Annotated in this window: 18 protein-coding genes; 13 read left to right on the top strand and 5 right to left on the bottom strand. The window is 45.1% G+C overall.

Annotation, left to right across the window (positions count from 1 at the left end; translation table 11 throughout):
• Window positions 1-60 precede the first annotated feature (60 nt).
• The 4 genes from dprA (at window position 61) to aroE (ending at window position 3,603) form a co-directional block, all read left to right on the top strand.
• Window positions 61-1,236: a DNA-processing protein DprA gene (gene dprA, locus HF888_RS00385; protein WP_007018170.1), complete on the top strand. Its 1,176-nt coding sequence runs from the start codon at window positions 61-63 to the stop codon at window positions 1,234-1,236.
• Window positions 1,237-1,300: 64 nt separating this feature from the next.
• A complete protein-coding gene (gene tsaC / locus HF888_RS00390) occupies window positions 1,301-1,849 on the top strand; it encodes an L-threonylcarbamoyladenylate synthase type 1 TsaC (RefSeq protein WP_007018169.1) in 549 nt (182 codons plus the stop codon).
• An 11-nt stretch (window positions 1,850-1,860) separates the two neighbouring features.
• Entirely contained in the window at window positions 1,861-2,760 is a 900-nt protein-coding gene (hemF, locus tag HF888_RS00395) for an oxygen-dependent coproporphyrinogen oxidase (RefSeq protein ID WP_007018168.1), read from the top strand.
• Window positions 2,761-2,763: 3 nt separating this feature from the next.
• The gene (gene aroE, locus HF888_RS00400; RefSeq protein WP_007018167.1) at window positions 2,764-3,603 is read left to right on the top strand and encodes a shikimate dehydrogenase; all 840 of its coding nucleotides are present in this window, start codon (window positions 2,764-2,766) and stop codon (window positions 3,601-3,603) included.
• Window positions 3,604-3,665: 62 nt separating this feature from the next.
• On the opposite strand, the gene HF888_RS00405 is transcribed toward aroE, so the two are convergent.
• Together HF888_RS00405 and hexR are read right to left on the bottom strand one after the other, a co-directional pair.
• Window positions 3,666-3,857 carry a PA3496 family putative envelope integrity protein gene (locus HF888_RS00405; RefSeq protein WP_007018166.1) on the bottom strand — a complete coding sequence of 64 codons (192 nt, stop codon included), beginning with the start codon at window positions 3,855-3,857 and terminating at the stop codon, window positions 3,666-3,668.
• Between the two features lie 177 nt (window positions 3,858-4,034).
• Window positions 4,035-4,898, bottom strand: a complete 864-nt coding sequence (gene hexR / locus HF888_RS00410; protein WP_040297821.1) for a transcriptional regulator HexR — start codon at window positions 4,896-4,898, stop codon at window positions 4,035-4,037.
• Window positions 4,899-5,007: 109 nt separating this feature from the next.
• Here hexR and uvrD point away from each other — a divergent pair, with 109 nt between their 5' ends.
• The 6 genes from uvrD (at window position 5,008) to HF888_RS00440 (ending at window position 11,019) form a co-directional block, all read left to right on the top strand.
• Window positions 5,008-7,209, top strand: a complete 2,202-nt coding sequence (gene uvrD, locus HF888_RS00415; protein ID WP_040297878.1) for a DNA helicase II — start codon at window positions 5,008-5,010, stop codon at window positions 7,207-7,209.
• A 199-nt stretch (window positions 7,210-7,408) separates the two neighbouring features.
• Complete coding sequence (locus tag HF888_RS00420; RefSeq protein WP_007018163.1) at window positions 7,409-7,669, top strand: DUF1737 domain-containing protein; 261 nt, start codon at window positions 7,409-7,411, stop codon at window positions 7,667-7,669.
• A 13-nt stretch (window positions 7,670-7,682) separates the two neighbouring features.
• Entirely contained in the window at window positions 7,683-8,777 is a 1,095-nt protein-coding gene (locus HF888_RS00425) for a TRAP transporter substrate-binding protein (protein ID WP_007018162.1), read from the top strand.
• A 100-nt stretch (window positions 8,778-8,877) separates the two neighbouring features.
• Complete coding sequence (locus HF888_RS00430) at window positions 8,878-9,684, top strand: class I SAM-dependent methyltransferase (RefSeq protein ID WP_207798125.1); 807 nt, start codon at window positions 8,878-8,880, stop codon at window positions 9,682-9,684.
• A 137-nt stretch (window positions 9,685-9,821) separates the two neighbouring features.
• Entirely contained in the window at window positions 9,822-10,226 is a 405-nt protein-coding gene (locus HF888_RS00435) for a DUF8213 domain-containing protein (RefSeq protein ID WP_007018160.1), read from the top strand.
• Window position 10,227: 1 nt separating this feature from the next.
• On the top strand, window positions 10,228-11,019 hold the full coding sequence (locus HF888_RS00440) for a hypothetical protein (protein ID WP_007018159.1): 792 nt from the start codon (window positions 10,228-10,230) through the stop codon (window positions 11,017-11,019).
• 18 nt (window positions 11,020-11,037) lie between these two features.
• Here HF888_RS00440 and HF888_RS00445 read toward each other — a convergent pair whose 3' ends face one another.
• From HF888_RS00445 to HF888_RS00455, 3 genes are all read right to left on the bottom strand, one after another.
• On the bottom strand, window positions 11,038-11,436 hold the full coding sequence (locus HF888_RS00445) for an acyl-CoA thioesterase (protein ID WP_007018158.1): 399 nt from the start codon (window positions 11,434-11,436) through the stop codon (window positions 11,038-11,040).
• Window positions 11,437-11,565: 129 nt separating this feature from the next.
• Entirely contained in the window at window positions 11,566-12,936 is a 1,371-nt protein-coding gene (locus tag HF888_RS00450) for a TRAP transporter large permease (RefSeq protein ID WP_040297818.1), read from the bottom strand.
• On the bottom strand, window positions 12,933-13,457 hold the full coding sequence (locus HF888_RS00455; RefSeq protein ID WP_007018156.1) for a TRAP transporter small permease subunit: 525 nt from the start codon (window positions 13,455-13,457) through the stop codon (window positions 12,933-12,935). The genes HF888_RS00450 and HF888_RS00455 overlap by 4 nt, the downstream gene beginning before the upstream one ends.
• A gap of 206 nt (window positions 13,458-13,663) precedes the next feature.
• Between HF888_RS00455 and HF888_RS00460 the strand changes: the two genes are divergently transcribed.
• From HF888_RS00460 to pstA, 3 genes are all read left to right on the top strand, one after another.
• A complete protein-coding gene (locus tag HF888_RS00460; RefSeq protein WP_007018155.1) occupies window positions 13,664-14,632 on the top strand; it encodes a PstS family phosphate ABC transporter substrate-binding protein in 969 nt (322 codons plus the stop codon).
• Between the two features lie 179 nt (window positions 14,633-14,811).
• Window positions 14,812-17,067 (top strand): ABC transporter permease subunit, encoded by a 2,256-nt coding sequence (locus HF888_RS00465; RefSeq protein ID WP_007018154.1) that lies wholly within the window; start codon window positions 14,812-14,814, stop codon window positions 17,065-17,067.
• Window positions 17,068-17,078: 11 nt separating this feature from the next.
• On the top strand, window positions 17,079-18,755 hold the full coding sequence (gene pstA, locus HF888_RS00470) for a phosphate ABC transporter permease PstA (protein WP_007018153.1): 1,677 nt from the start codon (window positions 17,079-17,081) through the stop codon (window positions 18,753-18,755).
• Window positions 18,756-18,807 lie beyond the last annotated feature (52 nt).

Raw genomic sequence — 18,807 nt, forward strand, 5'->3', positions numbered from 1 at the left:
GACTGATAACATCTGCTATTGGTCTGTTTAAACTAAACCGCCCTACGAGGCGGTTTTTTTATGTCTGATTATTTTTCCAACTTGAAGCGAAGTGAGCAAAACTATTTAGCCCTAAGCTGTATCAAAGGCATCGGTATTCAAACGTTAAGTTTGATTCATTGTGCCGACGGATTAGATTATGTCCATCAATGGGATGAGCAAGCGTTCCGACAATTGGGTATTAGCTTAAAACGTACACAGCTTTTAATGGACGGTCTGAGGAATCCTTTCAGTAAAACGTTAGAACAGACTTTGGATTGGCAACAGAGCGCGGATAATCATCACATTGTTACGCCAGTGAGTGAAGCCTATCCAGATCGTTTAGGCCACATTGCAACACCACCGACTATGTTGATGGTTAAAGGACAATTGGATAGCTTGCTTGCTGCTCAAGTAGCGATAGTGGGGAGTCGACACCCAAGCTTCCAAGGGCGTCATGAGGCCTATGAGTTTGCAGTCGGTCTTGCTAACTCAGGTGTGGTGGTTACCAGTGGGCTGGCAAGAGGCATTGATACTCAAGCTCATCAAGGTGCACTGGACGCGGACGCTGCGACAATTGCTGTGCTTGGATCTGGGCTTAATCACATTTACCCAAAGGAGAATGCTGAGCTGGCAGAGCAGATATGTCAGAAAGGGGCATTGGTTAGTGAATTTGCTTTGCACACGCGACCATCAGCAGGCCATTTTCCAAAGCGCAATCGTATTGTGAGCGGGTTAAGTTTGGGTGTGCTTGTGATTGAAGCCCACTTGATGAGCGGTTCACTTATCACTGCTCGCCAAGCCTTAGAACAAAATCGGGAAGTATTTGCCATACCTGGTAATCTAAGCAATGTACAAAAATCAGGCTGTCACTATTTGATCCGGCAGGGTGCAACCTTGGTTGAAAGTCCAGATCAAATACTGTTGGATCTACAAGGGCAAATACGTCAAACGCAAAATATTACCTTGATGCTAGCAAATGATAGCCATAATTCTAAGCCGAAAGTCAGTAGAGAAATTCCAGAGGGTATGCAGCCAGAGCATTACCAAGTGTATCGATTCTTAGATCAGGGTGGCGTGGGTATGGAGCAATTGATACAGCATACAGGCTTATCTGTGTCTAAACTCAACGAACTATTATTGGACATGGAATTGAACATGTGGGTAACCAATGAGCAGGGCTTGTTTTTCCGTCAACCGGAATATGACTCTCTTTAAGCTGGGCTTGAAACCCAGCGCGGCAAGTTGTACCTTGCGCGCTTCCAATTGCTAAAGAATATTCATGCACTGGCCTACCTATCAAGCAAGCAAAGTACTGCAGCACTCTGGTGTCATCGCCTATCCAACCGAGACCGTTTGGGGATTGGGGTGTGATCCTTGGGACCCCGCAGCCTTGCAGCGCATTGTCAGCATTAAAAAAAGAGATCAACACAAAGGATTGATATTAGTGGCTGGGAATATTGGGCAGTTTGATTTTCTTTTAAATGAAATAAATGAACAGCAACGGGCCAAGTTAGAATCACTTTGGCCCGGCCCTTATACTTTCTTGGTGCCGCATAAGAACAGAGTTCAGCCATTAGTGCATGGGCGATTCTCTACGGTGGCCATTCGAGTTAGTCCACACCCTAGGGTGCAAGCCTTGTGTAAATATTTTGGTGGGCCTATTGTGTCTACTTCAGCAAATTATTCAGGTCAGCCAACGGTGCGCTCAGCGGTTCAAGCGCGCCGTGTTTTAGGTCATGAGCTAGATTTTATTCTTGATGGTCCGGTGGGCTTGTTTCCCGGGCCGAGTCATATCATTGATTTGGCCTCAGGCAGGCAACTACGTTAATAGGAATATTCGTGAATATAGAAGCAGTTAAGCAATACTTATTAGCTCTTCAGGATGACATTTGCCGGCAGTTATCCGAAGAAGACGGCGGAACTGAGTTTCGCGAAGAAAGTTGGACACGGGAAGAGGGCGGCGGTGGCCGAAGTCGTGTTATTGAAAATGGCAATGTCATTGAAAAAGGCGGGGTTAACTTTAGTCATGTTCATGGCAAAACCTTGCCTGCCAGTGCCACGGCCAATCGCCCTGAGTTAGCCGGTCGCAGTTTTCAGGCCATGGGTGTCAGTTTGGTAATCCATCCGCATAACCCTTATGTTCCAACTAGTCATGCCAACGTACGCTTTTTTATTGCCGAGAAAGAAGGCGAAGAACCGGTATGGTGGTTTGGTGGTGGTTTCGATCTGACACCTTATTACGGATTTGAAGAGGATGTTCGGTATTGGCACCAAACCGCCAAGCAAGCGTGTGATCCTTTTGGAAATGATTTGTATGAGAAGTACAAAAATTGGTGCGATGACTATTTTTATATTAAGCACCGCCAAGAGCCTCGTGGTGTGGGTGGCTTGTTCTTTGATGATTTAAATGACGGAGACTTCGAGAATAGCTTTGCCTTTATGCGCAGCGTGGGGGATCACTATATTAAGGCTTATCGCCCCATTATAGCTAAACGGAAAAATACTGACTTTGACGAGCAAGAGCGCAAGTTCCAATGCTACCGTAGAGGTCGCTACGTTGAATTCAATCTGGTACAGGACCGCGGCACCATATTCGGCTTGCAAACGGGCGGTCGCACAGAATCGATATTGATGTCATTGCCACCAGTGGTGCATTGGGATTACAACTGGCAGCCAAAAGACGGTAGCCCAGAATCAAAACTATACACTGACTTTTTGATAAAAAAGGACTGGCTATAAACCATGACAGATCTCTATGCGGTGATGGGAAACCCCATTAACCACAGTAAAAGCCCTCAGATACATAGTGCTTTCGCAGAGCAAACAGATCAGCCACTGGTCTACAGCGCCATACTTGTACCCACAGATGGATTTCCTGCGGCGGTGAAAGATTTCTTTAAAGGTAAAGGCAGTGGTAAAGGTTTAAATGTCACAGTGCCGTTCAAGGAGGAAGCATTTCAGTTAGCCGATGAACTGACCGCGCGCGCGCAAAAGGCGCAAGCGGTAAATACTTTGATACTCACATCTGAAGGCAGCATTTTGGGTGACAACACTGATGGTGCCGGTTTAGTAAAGGATTTAACCCGAAACCAATCAACGCCCCTGACTAATAAAAGAGTATTAGTGATTGGAGCAGGCGGCGCAGTCCGCGGTATTCTTCAGCCTTTTTTACAGGAACAACCGTCAGAATTGGTGATTGTTAATCGAACTTTCGGTAAGGCTCAGCAGTTAGCGGATGAGTTTAAAGACTTGGGTCCGATCGCAGCGAAAGAGTTTACTCAGCTTGCAGATGAAGCGCCTTTTGATGTCATTGTTAACGGAACCAGTGCCAGCTTAAATGGTGATTTACCACCGGTGCCAGGCAGTATCATTAGTGAAGAAACAGTAGTTTACGACATGATGTATGGTAAAGAGCCTACCGCCTTTTTAGTGTGGGCCAGCGAGCAAGGGGCTAAAACACTCATTGATGGATTGGGTATGTTGGTAGAGCAGGCTGCGGTTAGCTTTGAATTGTGGCGCGGCGTTGCTCCCGATAGCAAAACGGTATTGGCAAGTCTGAGGCGACAGCTACAAGCCAGCTAAGTGATTTAGCAGGTTCAAAAATACAAAAGGCCACTCGTTTCAGTGGCCTTTTTATTGGTCGATTAGTCTTCTAAATCGTCCCAATAGTCGTCGAGATGCAGTTTTTTGCGTTCTAGATGGGCTTCGATGGCGCGTCGTGCTACGAGTTTTGCTGAGGCTTCGTTATGTTTTGATACCACTAGATTTCCTTCACTGTCGAAGTTGACTAGCTCATCATTCTGCGTACCTGCGTCTAAAGCTTCTGCTGTTTCCATGGTCATCCCCTTTTGATCCACTGAGTTTGCTCTCAGCTTTTATTGTTATTGTCAAAGGTGACATTAGAATGACAAGAAACCTACAAATTGGCAACAATTAAAACGGGTGCATTGCATTAGGTTTTGTTAGCCGAGGGCAAATTTTATTCGATTGAAACAACCGAATAACGGGAGGGTTTAGCTGTCTTGCTCATTTAGTCTGAGATCAGCAATGCTGCCTTTTATCCGGCTAAGGTGTTCTTCAAACTCAGGCCCTTTGCGCTGAGCAACACCTACTGCTAGGCAGTCAATCACCATTAAGTGGACAATTCTTGACGTCATCGGAGTAAACACATCGGTATCCTCATTGATATGCACGTCGATAGGCAGATCGGCTAACTGGGCTACCGGAGAGTTAGGTGGGCTTAGGCTTATCACGTGTGCCCCTTGTTGTTTAGCTAATTCCATAGCGTGCAATAGATCCTTGGTGCGGCCGCTTTGACTAATCGCAACGACAACATCGTCTTCTTCTAAGGTAACAGCAGACATGCTTTGCATGTGCGGATCACTGTAGGCCACTGCGCTAAATTCCAAACGAAAAAACTTATGCATCGCATCCATCGCCACTGCACCAGAGGCACCAAACCCATAAAACTCGACTCGGCGAGACCGCATTAATGCAGAAACAGCATGGGTCATCTGATCTGCATCCAATTGCTGTTTGGCACGAATCATTTGATTCATACTGGTATCAAATACCTTATTGATGATTTCCGCGCTGGTATCGTCAGGGGCAATAGCAAATTGGCCAAGACTATGATGCTGGGTCAGGCTTTGTGCCAAACGCAGCTTAAACGCTTGGAACCCGTTCAAGTCTAATGCTCGACAGAAACGCACAATCGTTGGTTCGCTCACTTGCGCTTCTTGGGCTAAATCCACAATGCGCATGTCCAAAACGGCATCCATATTTTGCAACACGTATTGAGCTACTTTGACCTCAGATTTACGCATCTGCGACATGGCTTTTTGAATGCGATCGATTAGCGAATTGCGGTGGGGCACAAGAATTAGTCTGTTATTACTTATTTACAGGCAGTATAGCCCAAAGCACCGTACGCCTTAAGGTAAAAATAGGCGGTATTGTGAACTCGGCTTTGCTAAAATGCGCGCCATGGATGTTACTGAATTGTTAGACGGGTTAAACCCGCCACAGCGCGAAGCCGTTGCTTCTCCTTTAAATCACCAATTGGTTCTGGCTGGTGCTGGCTCGGGTAAAACTCGAGTGCTAGTCCATCGCATTGCTTGGCTGATGCAGATTGAACACATAAGCCCTAGTTCGATTATGGCGGTGACCTTTACCAATAAAGCCGCCAAAGAAATGCGCAGTCGAGTAGAAGAACTCACGGGAATTAGTCCAAAGCATTTATGGATTGGGACTTTTCACTCCTTGGCTCACCGCTTATTGAGAACTCATTGGAAGCAAGCAAATCTATCTGAGAATTTCCAAGTCATGGATAGCGACGATCAATTGCGTTTGATCAAGCGTATCGTGCGTGGTTTAAATATTGATGAAGAGGTGTACCAACCCAAGCAGGCTCAATGGTATATCAACGCACAAAAAGATGAAGGCCTGAGACCACAACATATTCAGCCTTTCGGGGATCAATGGGCACAAACTATGGTCACCATTTATAGTGCCTACGAAGAAGCTTGCCAACGTGCTGGTCTGGTAGATTTTGCTGAGTTGTTATTTCGGGCTCATGAATTGTGGCTCAACAACCCAAGCTTACTCACTCAATATCAACAACGCTTCCGCTATATTTTGGTGGACGAGTTTCAGGATACCAATACCATTCAATATGCTTGGTTACGAGTATTGGCAGGCAATGCAATTCCGGTTATGGCCGTGGGTGATGATGACCAAAGTATTTATGGATGGCGCGGCGCTCGCATTGAAAATATTCAGCAATTCAGCAAAGACTTTGCCGGCGCACAAGAGATTAAGCTAGAGCAAAACTATCGCTCCACAGGCAACATTCTGAAAGCCGCCAATTCCGTGATTGATAACAACCCAACGCGCCTAGGCAAAAACCTTTGGACCGAAGGGGATCAGGGTGAGCCAATCGCCTTGTATGCCGCGTTCAATGAACAAGATGAAGCCCGCTTTATTGTTGACCAGGTGGAAAGCCACTTTAAAAATAATGATCGCACATACCAAGATATGGCCGTGCTTTATCGTTCCAACGCGCAATCTCGGGTTTTGGAAGAAGCGTTTATTCGTGCCGGTTTACCCTATCGTATTTATGGTGGGCAGCGATTCTATGAACGTTTAGAAATTAAGAATGCCATGGCGTATTTGCGCTTACTGCAAAACCGACACGACGATGCGTCTTTAGAGCGAGTGATCAACGTTCCCGCCCGTGCCATTGGTGAGAAAACAGTAGAGACGTTACGTCAATATGCCCGTGAACACGGCACCTCTTTATGGCAGGCACTGGAACAAGCCATCCGAAAAGACCTATTGGCAGCGCGAGCGACCACGGCATTGCAAAAGTTTGAAAGCTTGATTGATGAAATGGAAGTCACTTGTCAAAGCATCGAACTCCATGAACAAGTGGATCATGTGATTCAAACATCCGGTTTGATTGAACATCATATGAAAGAAAAGGGTGAAAAAGCTCAAGCTCGTATTGAAAACTTAGAAGAACTAGTTAATGCGGCTAAAACCTTCGATCCCGATGATATAGAAGCGGTGGATGAAAACGGCGAGCCAGTGGATGTGGAATACGCGTCGCCGCTTGCCGCATTTTTAGATCAAGCGGCGCTAGATGCAGGCGATGCACAAGCGGATGAATTTGAAGACAGTGTTCAAATGATGACGCTGCACAGCGCCAAAGGTTTGGAATTTCCTGTGGTGTTTATGGCCGGTTTAGAAGAGGGATTATTTCCCCATAAAATGTCGGCGGACGATCCCAATCGATTAGAAGAAGAGCGACGACTATGCTATGTGGGTATCACCCGCGCCATGGAAAAACTCTACATTTGCTATGCCGAAAGTCGCCGCATGTATGGTCAGGAAAACTTCGCCTCACCGTCACGATTCATTCGAGAGATACCTCACGACACCATCGAAGAAGTGCGTCTAAAAGCCACAGTGAGTAAGCCAGTCAGCCAACAATTTAGTGTGGAGAGCGCACAAGAAGCCACTGGACTGAAAATAGGTCAGCAAGTGTGGCATGCGAAGTTTGGTGAAGGCACTGTGTTAGATATGGAAGGCCAAGGTGCGCAGGCTCGAGTGCAAGTATCCTTCGACTTTGATGGGACTAAGTGGTTGGTGGCGGCTTACGCAAACCTTCGCCCCATGGATCTTTAAGAAGCTATTTGCGTCGCCTATGCTTTGTTAAAAACCAAACTGAACTCGTTACGTAGCGCTGCTACGCGCCTCGCTCAGTTTGGTTTTTGCCGCGCCTAGGCTTCCTCAATAACGCTTCTTTAACCCTTTGGATCTGTTTAGTATACAGAATACGGGACGATAGATTTTAAAACAGTGGATGTAGATTTAAGGTAGTACGATGAAAAAAGCTGAATACAAGGTAGTTAGTGGTCCAGAAGGTTTACCTCAGTTGGAAAAAAGAGTTACAGAGTATCTCAATAAAGGTTGGAAGCCGGTTGGTGGCGTGGGTTTCAATGCAGGCTTTCCTTATCAAGCCATGGCTCGTATCGTTTCTTTACCAGTAAAAACACGAAATAATTCAGAATCTGCTGCAGATTCAACTGCTGAACATCCCTTAGGTGCGATGGATGCAATGAAAAAATTAGATGAATTAACTTAAAATAGAGGTGGCCATGAAAATAAAAATATTTGCATCGTTGTTACTAACGAGCTTGCTTAGCGCTTGCGGTAATAATGCCGAGCAAGCGACGCAGCAAGGTCAAGCCAGTGCACCACAGCAAACCTTTGAATGGAAGCTGGTGACCAGTTGGCCAAAAAATTTTCCCGGTTTAGGAACGGGTCCTGAGCGCTTTGCTGATCGTGTGGAAGAGCTTTCCGCCGGTCGATTAAAAATCAAAGTCTATGGTGCGGGTCAACTGGTGCCTGCTCTTGAAGTGTTTGATGCGGTCAGTCGTGGTACGGCTGAGATGGGTCATAGTGGTGCTTATTATTGGAAAGGTAAAAGCCCGGCTGCTCAGTTTTTTACAAGTGTTCCGTTTGGCTTAAATGCGCAAGAAATGCATGCTTGGATTCACTATGGTGGCGGCATGGAGATTTGGAAAGAGGTTTACGAGCCATTTAATTTGATTCCCCTGGCTGGCGGCAATACTGGCGTACAAATGGGTGGCTGGTTTAATAAAGAGATCAACAGCATTGAAGACTTAGACGGTTTGAAAATGCGTATGCCTGGCCTTGGAGGTGAAGTTTTAGAACGGGCTGGCGGTACGCCTGTCACCTTGCCTGGCGCAGAATTATTTACCGCATTACAGACCGGCGCCATTGATGCCACCGAGTGGGTGGGTCCATACAATGATTTAGCATTTGGTTTACATAAAGCGGCTAAATATTATTACTATCCTGGCTGGCATGAGCCCGGTTCTATGTTGGAATTCATGGTCAATAAAGATGCATTTGAAGCACTTCCAAAAGATTTACAAGCCATTGTGCGTGTCGCCAGTCGTGCGACCAACCAAGACATGCTAGATGAGTATACCGCTCGCAATAATCAAGCACTTAAAGAACTGGTCGAAACCCATGGCGTACAACTACGTGCCTATCCCGATGAGGTTCTTAATAAACTCAAAGTGATTTCCGACGAAGTACTGAAAGAAGTAGCGGCTAAAGATCCATTAGCGAAAAAGGCTTATGAGTCGTTTAAAACGTTTAAAGACAATGTTCAGGAATATCATACGATAACTGAGCAAGCTTACTTAAACGCGCGCAATTAATTTGATGACGCTATAACTACGGCAAAGTTTCATGGATTACTTTGCCATAGTTATTCAATTTTTGTTTAAGAACAAGTCTCTACGTACAAAGGAATGTGCCTTGAATCGTAAGTCTATTCAATTTTATACGCGGCAAAATTTGGCCTCTTGGGATGAGGCTGCATCAATCCATCATTCAATTAATAAAGACTTAGCCGATAGAGTCTGCCGGCCAGATTTCAATAACCTCAATTCTGATTTCAATAAACTATTAGATACTCTAGATGTTGCGGGTAAATCTATCATTCAGATTTGTTGTAATAATGGTATTGATCTTTTGTCGCTTAAAAATAAAGGTTCTGGTTATTGCTTGGGTGTAGATGGCAGCTTTGAGTTTATAAAGCAAGCTCGAGAATTGTGCTGCAGTACCGAGCACGCTCAAATTGAGTTTATTCAATCTGACATTTATGAATTACCAGAAGATCTCTTTGGTCGGTTTGATATCGTGCTCGTAACCGTAGGGGTCATAAATTGGATGCCGGATTTATCTATATTTTTCGATATTTGTCAGCGTCTTCTAGTAGATAATGGTCATGTGGTCATGGAAGAAATTCATCCTGTGTTAAACATGTTTGAGCAGGCAGAACCCTCTTATCTTGCGTATTCGTATTTCGATAAAGAGCCGGTTAAGGACGAAAATGGATTGGATTACTTTACAAACAAGAAATACCAAGCCAGACCTAATTATTGGTTTCAATACACTTTAAGTGACTTATTTTCTTGTGCTATCTCTGCAAATTTACAATTGGCTCACTTTAAGGAGCTACCGTACAACGTTGGCAATTATTGTGCTGATTTGGAGCACAGTCATTCTAATCCACCTTTAGGGTTCAATGCGCTCTGGCAGAAAAGATTCACCTTCAGTTAATTTGACGGTTGTTTTAACCTTCTTTTCCCTATTTTGACCTCTACTTTAAAGCCTTCGAGGCCTAGTCTCTGAATGTTATGGCGTGATTCATTATGAATAGCGCCATACGGATACAATAAGAATAAGAGGCTCAAAATATGAAATCGATTATTTTACTAGCAATGACACTTGTGTTTTCCAGTCTATCTATAGCAGATGGTCGAAACGAAGGAATAACTTGCTTGAGTGACGATCAATGGGTGAAGGCTGAATGGGGCGATCGATCCAATGCAAATCAATCTCAGTGGGTACAAGCGACAAAAAGTATTCCTGGGACTCCGGCAAATCCGAGCTTTGATACTGGCTGTTTAGGTCGCTGCGGTGAAGGTTGCGGCAGTGATAATGGAGCTGGCTTTTATACTAAAGACTGTTTAGATCATGACATGTGCGCGTTTTACGATGTTGAGTTTGGCGGTGCATTCGATCGTGACTGTGGTGATGAATGGCGTCAGGCTGCAGACGATTTTACTTTTGGTCAGGCTTGTCGACTAAGTTCAAACTAATATGAAGCTCGTTGCTTTAATATTGCTGATCAGCTCGGCTTTTGCATGGTTTGCCATGCAAAAGCCACAGTTGATCGAAAACTCGTCCGATGAAATACGTCATGAGAAAGTATTCTCGTCACTCAATGCGCATTCCAAAGAACATAATCCACAAACGGAATCCAATATCATTGCTAGCTGCAGTCTTGTCGCTAACGAAATGGATTCATCCCAATGGGGTGCACCATACGATGAGCAGTATCAAAGTGGCCTTGCAAATAGTTGGCGAGAAAAAAATACACTGAATTTGTCTGAATTGCTAAGCCTAGCAGAACATGGTGACGCTATTGCCATGCTTCGAGTGGCACAGTTGGCGTTTGATCGTGTATTACCAAATCAAGGGTTTGTGCGAGATAAGACTTATCAAGAACAGGATGCGACGTACTTTACTCGTATCGAAAAAAGCGTTGATCGCTATTTCCATTCATATGATCAGCAGCAAGTATTTGCGCTTGGTGTTCATTGGGCCGAGCAAGCGGCATTCCATGGCAAAATTTATGGCCTTAACTTATTAGCCCGGGTATATCTTTCAAAACTAATGCAAAGTGATAAACCCAAAGCTCAGTGGCTGGTTAATTATTTCACGTATACGCAATTATGGCATGAGCAAGCAGGACAAGCGTTAGAAAATCATTCAATGCTTGAATTACTGAAAGATTCGGAACAGCATCTGCAAGCGCAGATTACGCTCGCTAAGCAGGATTTTCATCAGCAAAGATTGCAGTTGGGACTAGTATCACCCAATCAATGCTGATGTTGTCAGTTTTATTGTTTAGGCATCCGGTACAGGGCGAATGCGCCCATTCTCGTCCATGGCGACATAAACAAACGTGGATTCACTGACTTTTGTCAGCTCGTCATAAAACGTATTTTGACTCCACACTTCTACTTGAATTCGAATGGAGCTGCGACCAATTTCAGTGACTTTGGTGTAACAGCAAATGGCATGGCCTGCTTTAACTGGTGATAAAAAAGTTGTACTTTCTGTCGCTACCATGGTGACACGACCTTTCGCGATCATACGTGCGGTATCTTCCGCGGCCATATCCATTTTATTTAGAACCCAGCCACCGCTTACGTCGCCACTGGCATTGGTATCGGCAGGCGTGGGCACTAGTCGCAAGGTTAAGCGCCCGTTTGGCAAGGGTGTATCTTCTGTAAAATCAGTCATGTGTTTTGTTTTTATAGGTGATCATGTGCGGGCTTTGTACCCGCAATGGTCAATGAATACAAGCATCTGTCAGTCAAAAACTCTGTTTTACGACATAGCTCTGCATTGACCCATGAACCAACGCAAAAACTAGCCATAAACTTGATCAGGTAACCAAGTGGCTAACTCAGGCCAAATCGCGAGCAGGACCAGTAATAGAAGCTGTAATGCAATAAAGGGCAATATGCCTTTATAGATGTCTTGGCTTCTGACGCTATCACCGGCCACACCTCTTAAATAAAACAGAGCGAAGCCGAATGGCGGAGTTAAGAAACTGGTCTGTAAATTAACCGCGATCATGATACCTAACCAAATAGGATCTACTCCCATGGCCAACAATACGGGAGCAATAATGGGCACCACAACAAAGGTGATTTCTATAAAGTCTAGAATGAAGCCCAATAAGAAGATCACCAGCATGACAACTAACGTTGCTCCAAAGACACCACCAGGCATATTGGTGAACATCTCTTCGATCAAATCGTCGCCGCCATAGCCGCGGAATACCAATGAGAATATGGCGGCACCAAAGAAAATTAAGAACACCATACTGGTCACGTTTAATGTGCTATCTAGTGTTTCTTTAATTTGTTGCCAATTAAGAGACTGATTCAGCCAAGCGAGTATCAAAGAGCCCATTGCACCAACGCCGGCCGCTTCTGTCGGCGTTGCTATTCCAGTCAGAATACTGCCTAAAACAGTAATGATCAGAATAATAGGAGGCGCGATTTGTTTGATGACGTCGAATGCACGAATTTTTTGATCCGATTGCTCCATGGCGGGAGCCATTTCGGGTTTCCACCAAGCGACCACTAATACATAAGCCATGTAGCACCCGACCAGCACTAACCCGGGTATTAAAGCACCCATAAACAGGTCAGCCACACTAATGGATTCAGGGTTGAATATTCCCATTTGCAATTGCGCTTCTTGGTAGCTGCTAGAAAGTACGTCAGCTAAAAGAATTAATGCCATTGAAGGCGGAATAATTTGACCTAGTGTGCCAGTGGCGCAAATAGTACCCGTGGCGAGAGCTGGGTTATAGCGGCTTTGCAACATGGTAGGCAAAGTGATGAGTCCCATGGTCACGACAGTGGCACCTATGATGCCGGTACTGGCAGCCAACAACATGCCCACTATGATGACTGAAATTGCCAAGCCACCGCGGACATTGCCAAATAAACCGCCCATGGTGCGCAATAAGTTTTCTGCAATACGGCTTTTTTCTAGCATGACGCCCATAAATACAAATAAAGGTACTGCAATGAGTATCTGATTACTCATAATGCCGAAGAGGCGATTCGGCACAGCTTCTAAAAACGCAGAGTCAAATTGCCCAGTGCTAGTCCCGATGAAAGCGAAGATTAAAGCAACACCTGAGAGAGTAAATGCCACCGGATAGCCCAGCATCAATACTAGGCAAACCACAGCGAACATAATCAGAGGCATGAATTCCATTATTGGCCTCCCTCATTCTGAACTGGTTTTGTTTGCGTAAGTTTGACCCCATTTTCAATGATGATGGCCACGCCTTGAATCATGAGTAGTAGGGGTTGCAGGATTAGCAGTGTTTTCAACAGATAAAGAAACGGCAGGCCGCTGCCTTCGATACTGCGTTCTTGTATGGACCAGCTATCGGCAACATATGGCCAACAAATGATGAGCACAAATAAACAGGTAGGGAATAATAAAAACAGGGTCCCGAATATATTCACCCAAGCTTGTTTGCGAACCGACATGTTTTGGTAGAAGACGTCAACGCGTACATGACCATTGTGCTTAAGCGTATAGGCTGCACCCAGCATAAATAGCGCAGCGTGAAGATAAGTCATGGTTTCTTGTAAAGCAATAGGTGCGTAGTTGAAGCCATAGCGCAAAAGAACGACTAAAAAAGTAATTAACACCAAAATACCACCTAAGTAGCGGGTGATGAGACCGGTGCGCTCGGTTATTTCACGACATAGCGTCAGTAGGGAAGACATGAATTATTTCATCTTTTTGTAATTTTGGCGCGATTATACCCAGCTATTGGTGCTGAGCAAAAGGACGCAAGCCCAACAATCATAAGGCTTTGCGCGAAAAACTGGATAAATTTGAATTATATGACAGGCTGTAACATTAATGTCACATTAGTGAAATATATTGGCTAGCGTTGATAAATACATTTTACTCCCTTAGGAGAGAGACTATGAAATTGAACAAATTGTTCGCAGCAATGGGCCTAGTTGCTAGCGCACTAAGCCTCAACGCAGCCGCTATCGAAGTGGATAAAGACATCCCTGAATACACCAAATCAAGCGGTGTTAGCGGTAACTTCTCAAGTGTGGGTTCCGATACCCTAGCTAACATGATGACGCTATGGGCTGAAGAATTTAAGCGTCAGTACCCGAACGTTAACATCCAGATTCAAGCAGCGGGTTCTTCTACTGCGCCACCAGCGCTAACCGAAGGTACGGCACACGTTGGTCCTATGAGCCGTAAGATGAAAGACAAAGAAATTGAAGCTTTCGAAAACAAATTTGGTTACAAGCCAACAGCAGTTCCTGTTGCCATTGATGCCCTCGCGGTTTTCGTAAACAAAGACAACCCAGTTAAGGGTCTAACCATGGCAGAAGTCGATGCCATCTTCTCTTCTACCCGCAAGTGTGGCCTAGCCAAAGGCTTCGATACTTGGGGTGATGCTGGCCTGACTGGTGTATGGAGCAGTAAGAAAATCGAACTTTACGGTCGTAACTCGGTTTCCGGTACTTATGGCTACTTCAAGAAGAAAGCGCTATGTAAAGGTGACTTCAAAAACACTGTGAAAGAGCAGCCGGGTTCTGCATCTGTTGTACAAGCGGTTTCTTCTTCACTGAACGGTGTAGGTTATTCTGGTATGGGTTACACCACTTCAAGTGTACGTGCTGTGCCGCTTTCTAAGAAAGGTGGTCAGTTCATCGAAGCAACGCCTGAGAATGCAGTGACAGGTGCTTATCCATTGTCTCGTTTCCTTTACACTTATGTAAACAAGAAACCAAACGAAAAATTACAGCCGCTAGAACGTGAGTTCTTGAAGCTTGTTCTTTCTCAACAAGGTCAGAAAATTGTTGCTAAAGATGGCTACATTCCACTACCAGCGAAAGTAGTAGAGCGCACAATGAAGCAGCTTGACCTGTAATCAACAGGATGAAGCAGAGCGGGGAGCCTTGGCTCCCCGTTTGTGTGCAAACAATATGAGATAGACCGCAGTCACAAACTCTTAATGTGCCAACAAGAGTTTAGTCCGTGTTTGTCTCAATCAAATAGGTACAATGCGTTTGCATTTATTAACGCGAACCAAAAAAGTGTGATGGAGCCATGAGTAGACCTTCTACACCTGAATTGAATTTTGATACGCCGGCGCTTAAGCGTTACCGGCTTAGACGAGCAGTCAAAGATAAGCTCGCCAGCTGGAGTATCGGCTTAGGTGGCGTCAGCATCATTGGTGCAGTCCTGCTGATTTTCTTTTATTTGCTTTATGAAGTGGCTCCCATGTTCGTACCTGCGGATGTGAAAAAGCTTAATGAATACAGTTTGCCAGGATCTCAAGCACAAGAAACTGTGATGCTTGCAATGGAAGAGCAGGCAGAAGTAGCACTGCGTGTCCAAAAAGGCGGTGATTTGACCTTCTTCCGAGTAGAAGATGGCAGGTTGATCAAAAGCGAACATGTCCCGCTTTCTGGCAACGTTACTAGTTTCGATTTGAATACGCCAGCGTCGCGCAAAATGGCGTTTGCCAATGATCAAGGCCAAGTATTGTTGGCCAAACACAATTACCGATTAAAGTATGATGAAAATACCAATCGTACTATCATCCCTCGCATTGATTATCCTTATGGCCAGGAACCGTTAACGGTTTTTGATGATGGCCGTGCTATTAAATATATTTCCATTCGCGATAGTGATAGCGCCATTCTTATTAGCGCGTTAGATGAAAGTGGTGCGCCGAAAGTCGTTCGCTATACAAAAGAAGAAGACTTTTTGAGTGGCGACATTGTTTTAGAGCGCGAGTCCGTTAATTTACCCATGATGTCTGGCACCATTAATCAGATCGAAGTGGATCAAGCCATGAACTGGATGTTTGTATTGGCTGACAATCGCTTATTGCACGTGATTAATTTGCGTAGCGAAACGCTCGAGCAAACCGTTAACTTAAGTGATCACGGTGAGATTACACAGTTGTCTATGTTACTGGGTGAGAACTCTCTATTGGTAGGCACGAATAAAGGTGATGTTAGCCAATGGTTTATGGTGCGTGGTGAAGATAACCAAAAACGTCTACAGCGTATTCGTACATTCGATACCGAAGCACAAACTGTTGTAGCCATGTCTACAGAACAACGCCGCAAAGGATTTTTTGTTGCAGGTAATGATGGCCGCATTGCTATTTTCCACAGCACAGCCCATCGCAATTTATTAGATGAAGATCTAGTTGATGGCGAGGTGAATACACTGACCATTAGTCCACGAGCGAAAGACTTATTGGTAGAAACCAAAGACGGTCGAATCGTTCATTTCAAAGTAGACAACCCGCATCCAGAAATTTCTTGGAAATCCATGTGGGATGAAGTCTGGTATGAAGGTTACGAAGAGCCAGAATACACTTGGCAGAGCTCTTCTTCATCCAGTGACTTTGAACCAAAATATTCTTTAGTACCGCTTGCGTTTGGTACATTAAAAGGTGCTTTTTATGCCATGCTTTTGGCCGCGCCGCTCGCCATTGCCGGTGCAGTCTATACCGCTTACTTCATGGCCCCAGCCATGCGTAGAAAAGTTAAGCCTATCATCGAACTAATGGAAGCATTGCCTACGGTAATCTTGGGTTTCTTAGCGGGTTTAGCGTTAGCACCGTTTATCGAAAATAACTTGCTCGGCATATTTGCTATGTTGGTAATTATGCCCATGGCCATGCTGGCGTTTGGTTTTATGTGGGTGAATCTACCAGCAAAGATTCGCCACAGCTTACCTGATGGCTGGGATGCCTTACCGCTCATTCCTGTCATCATTCTTAGCGTTTGGTTTGCCATTGAAGTAAGCCCCACGTTTGAAATGTGGTTCTTTGGTGGTTCCATGACGCAATGGTTAAACAATGATTTGGGTGTGGACTTCAGTCAACGTAACGCATTGATTGTTGGTTTAGCCATGGGTTTTGCCGTTATTCCAACCATTTTCTCGATTGCAGAAGACGCCATATTCAGTGTGCCAAAGTCACTGAGTTATGGCTCGTTGGCGTTGGGTGCAACACCTTGGCAAACCATGGTGAAAGTTGTATTACCCACAGCAAGCCCAGGTATTTTTTCTGCGTTAATGATTGGCCTAGGACGCGCAGTAGGTGAAACCATGATCGTACTCATGGCCACTGGTAATACTCCGATCACGGATATAAATATTTTCGAAGGTATGCGTACTTTGGCAGCCAACATTGCCGTTGAAATTCCAGAGTCGGCGGTGGGCAGTACTCACTATCGTATTCTATTCCTAACAGGTTTTGTGTTGTTCTTATTCACATTTATTTTCAATACCATTGCGGAAACGGTTCGTCATCGTTTGCGTTCTAAATACGGTCAGCTGTAAGGGAGGCCAAGATGCGAGTTTCGTTTAAAGAATGGGTACAGTCTGGCTCCCCTTTTATCTGGTTAAATGCAGGTGCCGTTGCCATCAGCATGATCATGGTACTGGGCCTCATTGGTTTTATTGCAGTTAAGGGTTTGGCGCACTTTTGGCCAGGCCAAGTAATGCAGGCAACTTACACCCTGCCTGGAAATGCGCCGACACAAATTATGGGTCAGATTTCTGATCGGGAAATGGTCGGGCAAAACCAACTACAAGCCATTGGTTTGAATACCGTAGATGGTGCCGACGAGGCAGAGCGAATTCTGTTGAAAGTTGGTAACCGCGATGTCTATGGTGGCGACTTTCGTTGGGTGCTAGCGCACCATTTATCTGAAGAACGTTTCCCTGATGATGCAATGGTGATTGAGCGTCGCGAATGGGGCAACTTTTATGGATTTTTGCAAAAAGTTTATAAGGGTGATGAACTCGTTGGGGATACCCAGCAAGACCCGCAAAAAGCTTGGGATGAGTTTCAAGCTTTAATTCAGCGTGCGTTGGATTTGCATGATGAAATCATGGATATCCAAAAAGGCGACATTGGTGCCATCAACTATGAAATCGATCGCTTACGTTTGAAAGAACGAGGCTATGAATTAGAAGGTGAGTTGACTCAAGAGCGTTTGGACGAACTCAACGCTCGTCGTGATGAGTTAAATGCAGAGTATGATGTACTGCAGAAAAAACTCATGGATTTAAATAAAGCACTAAAACGTGACCACTTCATTGTAACTGAAGTGAACGGGCAAGTAGTTGAACTGCATGTATCCGAAGTCGTACGTGCTTTCAAACCCAATCAAATTGGAATCGTTGCCAAAGTTGGACATTACTTTGCAAAGATGGGTGAATTCTTAGGCGACGATCCTCGCGAAGCAAACACCGAGGGCGGTGTTTTCCCTGCCATCTTTGGTACCGTGCTTATGGTTATTCTGATGGCCATTATGGTGACACCACTTGGTGTGATCGCTGCGGTCTATTTGCGTGAATACGCCAAGCAAGGCGCGCTAACCCGCGTCATTCGTATCGCGGTAAATAACTTAGCCGGTGTGCCTTCCATTGTTTACGGTGTATTTGGTTTAGGTTTCTTTGTTTACTTCTTGGGTGGCACCATTGATGAGCTGTTCTTCCCTGAAGCTTTGCCCTCACCGACGTTTGGTACTTCAGGTTTGCTCTGGGCTTCCATTACCTTAGCTTTGTTAACGCTTCCAGTTGTTATTGTGGCAACTGAAGAAGGTCTAGCACGTATTCCGCGCACTATTCGTGAAGGTTCGTTGGCGTTAGGCGCAACCAAGTGGGAAACACTGGTGAAAATTATTTTGCCAATGTCGAGCCCAGCCATGATGACAGGCGTGATCTTGGCGGTTGCACGTGCTGCCGGTGAAGTAGCGCCATTGATGTTGGTAGGTGTGGTTAAACTTGCACCGACATTACCGTTAAATACTAATTACCCGTATCTGCATTTGGATCAGAAGTTCATGCACTTGGGCTTCCATATATATGACGTTGGTTTCCAAAGTCCAAACGTAGAAGCGGCGCGTCCGTTGGTATACGCCACAGCATTGCTGTTGGTATTAGTGATTGCCTTGCTGAACTTATCAGCCATCGCCATCCGAAACCATTTACGTGAAAAATATAAAGCCTTAGAGATGTAACGTACAGGACGTACTAACACTGCGGGTGCATGGATGCACAGGAGCGGTGAAT

This window comes from Bermanella marisrubri, assembly GCF_012295615.1.
GTDB lineage: Bacteria > Pseudomonadota > Gammaproteobacteria > Pseudomonadales > Oceanobacteraceae > Bermanella > Bermanella marisrubri.

What these genes read in the sequence shown, in the direction of transcription:
- dprA (WP_007018170.1), top strand. Translation starts at nt 61, where the DNA reads ATGTCTGATTATTTTTCCAACTTGAAGCGAAGTGAGCAAAACTATTTA.
- tsaC (WP_007018169.1), top strand. Translation starts at nt 1,301, where the DNA reads ATGCACTGGCCTACCTATCAAGCAAGCAAAGTACTGCAGCACTCTGGT.
- aroE (WP_007018167.1), top strand. Translation starts at nt 2,764, where the DNA reads ATGACAGATCTCTATGCGGTGATGGGAAACCCCATTAACCACAGTAAA.
- HF888_RS00405 (WP_007018166.1), bottom strand. Translation starts at nt 3,857, where the DNA reads ATGGAAACAGCAGAAGCTTTAGACGCAGGTACGCAGAATGATGAGCTA.
- uvrD (WP_040297878.1), top strand. Translation starts at nt 5,008, where the DNA reads ATGGATGTTACTGAATTGTTAGACGGGTTAAACCCGCCACAGCGCGAA.
- HF888_RS00420 (WP_007018163.1), top strand. Translation starts at nt 7,409, where the DNA reads ATGAAAAAAGCTGAATACAAGGTAGTTAGTGGTCCAGAAGGTTTACCT.
- HF888_RS00425 (WP_007018162.1), top strand. Translation starts at nt 7,683, where the DNA reads ATGAAAATAAAAATATTTGCATCGTTGTTACTAACGAGCTTGCTTAGC.
- HF888_RS00435 (WP_007018160.1), top strand. Translation starts at nt 9,822, where the DNA reads ATGAAATCGATTATTTTACTAGCAATGACACTTGTGTTTTCCAGTCTA.
- HF888_RS00440 (WP_007018159.1), top strand. Translation starts at nt 10,228, where the DNA reads ATGAAGCTCGTTGCTTTAATATTGCTGATCAGCTCGGCTTTTGCATGG.
- HF888_RS00445 (WP_007018158.1), bottom strand. Translation starts at nt 11,436, where the DNA reads ATGACTGATTTTACAGAAGATACACCCTTGCCAAACGGGCGCTTAACC.
- HF888_RS00455 (WP_007018156.1), bottom strand. Translation starts at nt 13,457, where the DNA reads ATGTCTTCCCTACTGACGCTATGTCGTGAAATAACCGAGCGCACCGGT.
- HF888_RS00460 (WP_007018155.1), top strand. Translation starts at nt 13,664, where the DNA reads ATGAAATTGAACAAATTGTTCGCAGCAATGGGCCTAGTTGCTAGCGCA.
- HF888_RS00465 (WP_007018154.1), top strand. Translation starts at nt 14,812, where the DNA reads ATGAGTAGACCTTCTACACCTGAATTGAATTTTGATACGCCGGCGCTT.
- pstA (WP_007018153.1), top strand. Translation starts at nt 17,079, where the DNA reads ATGCGAGTTTCGTTTAAAGAATGGGTACAGTCTGGCTCCCCTTTTATC.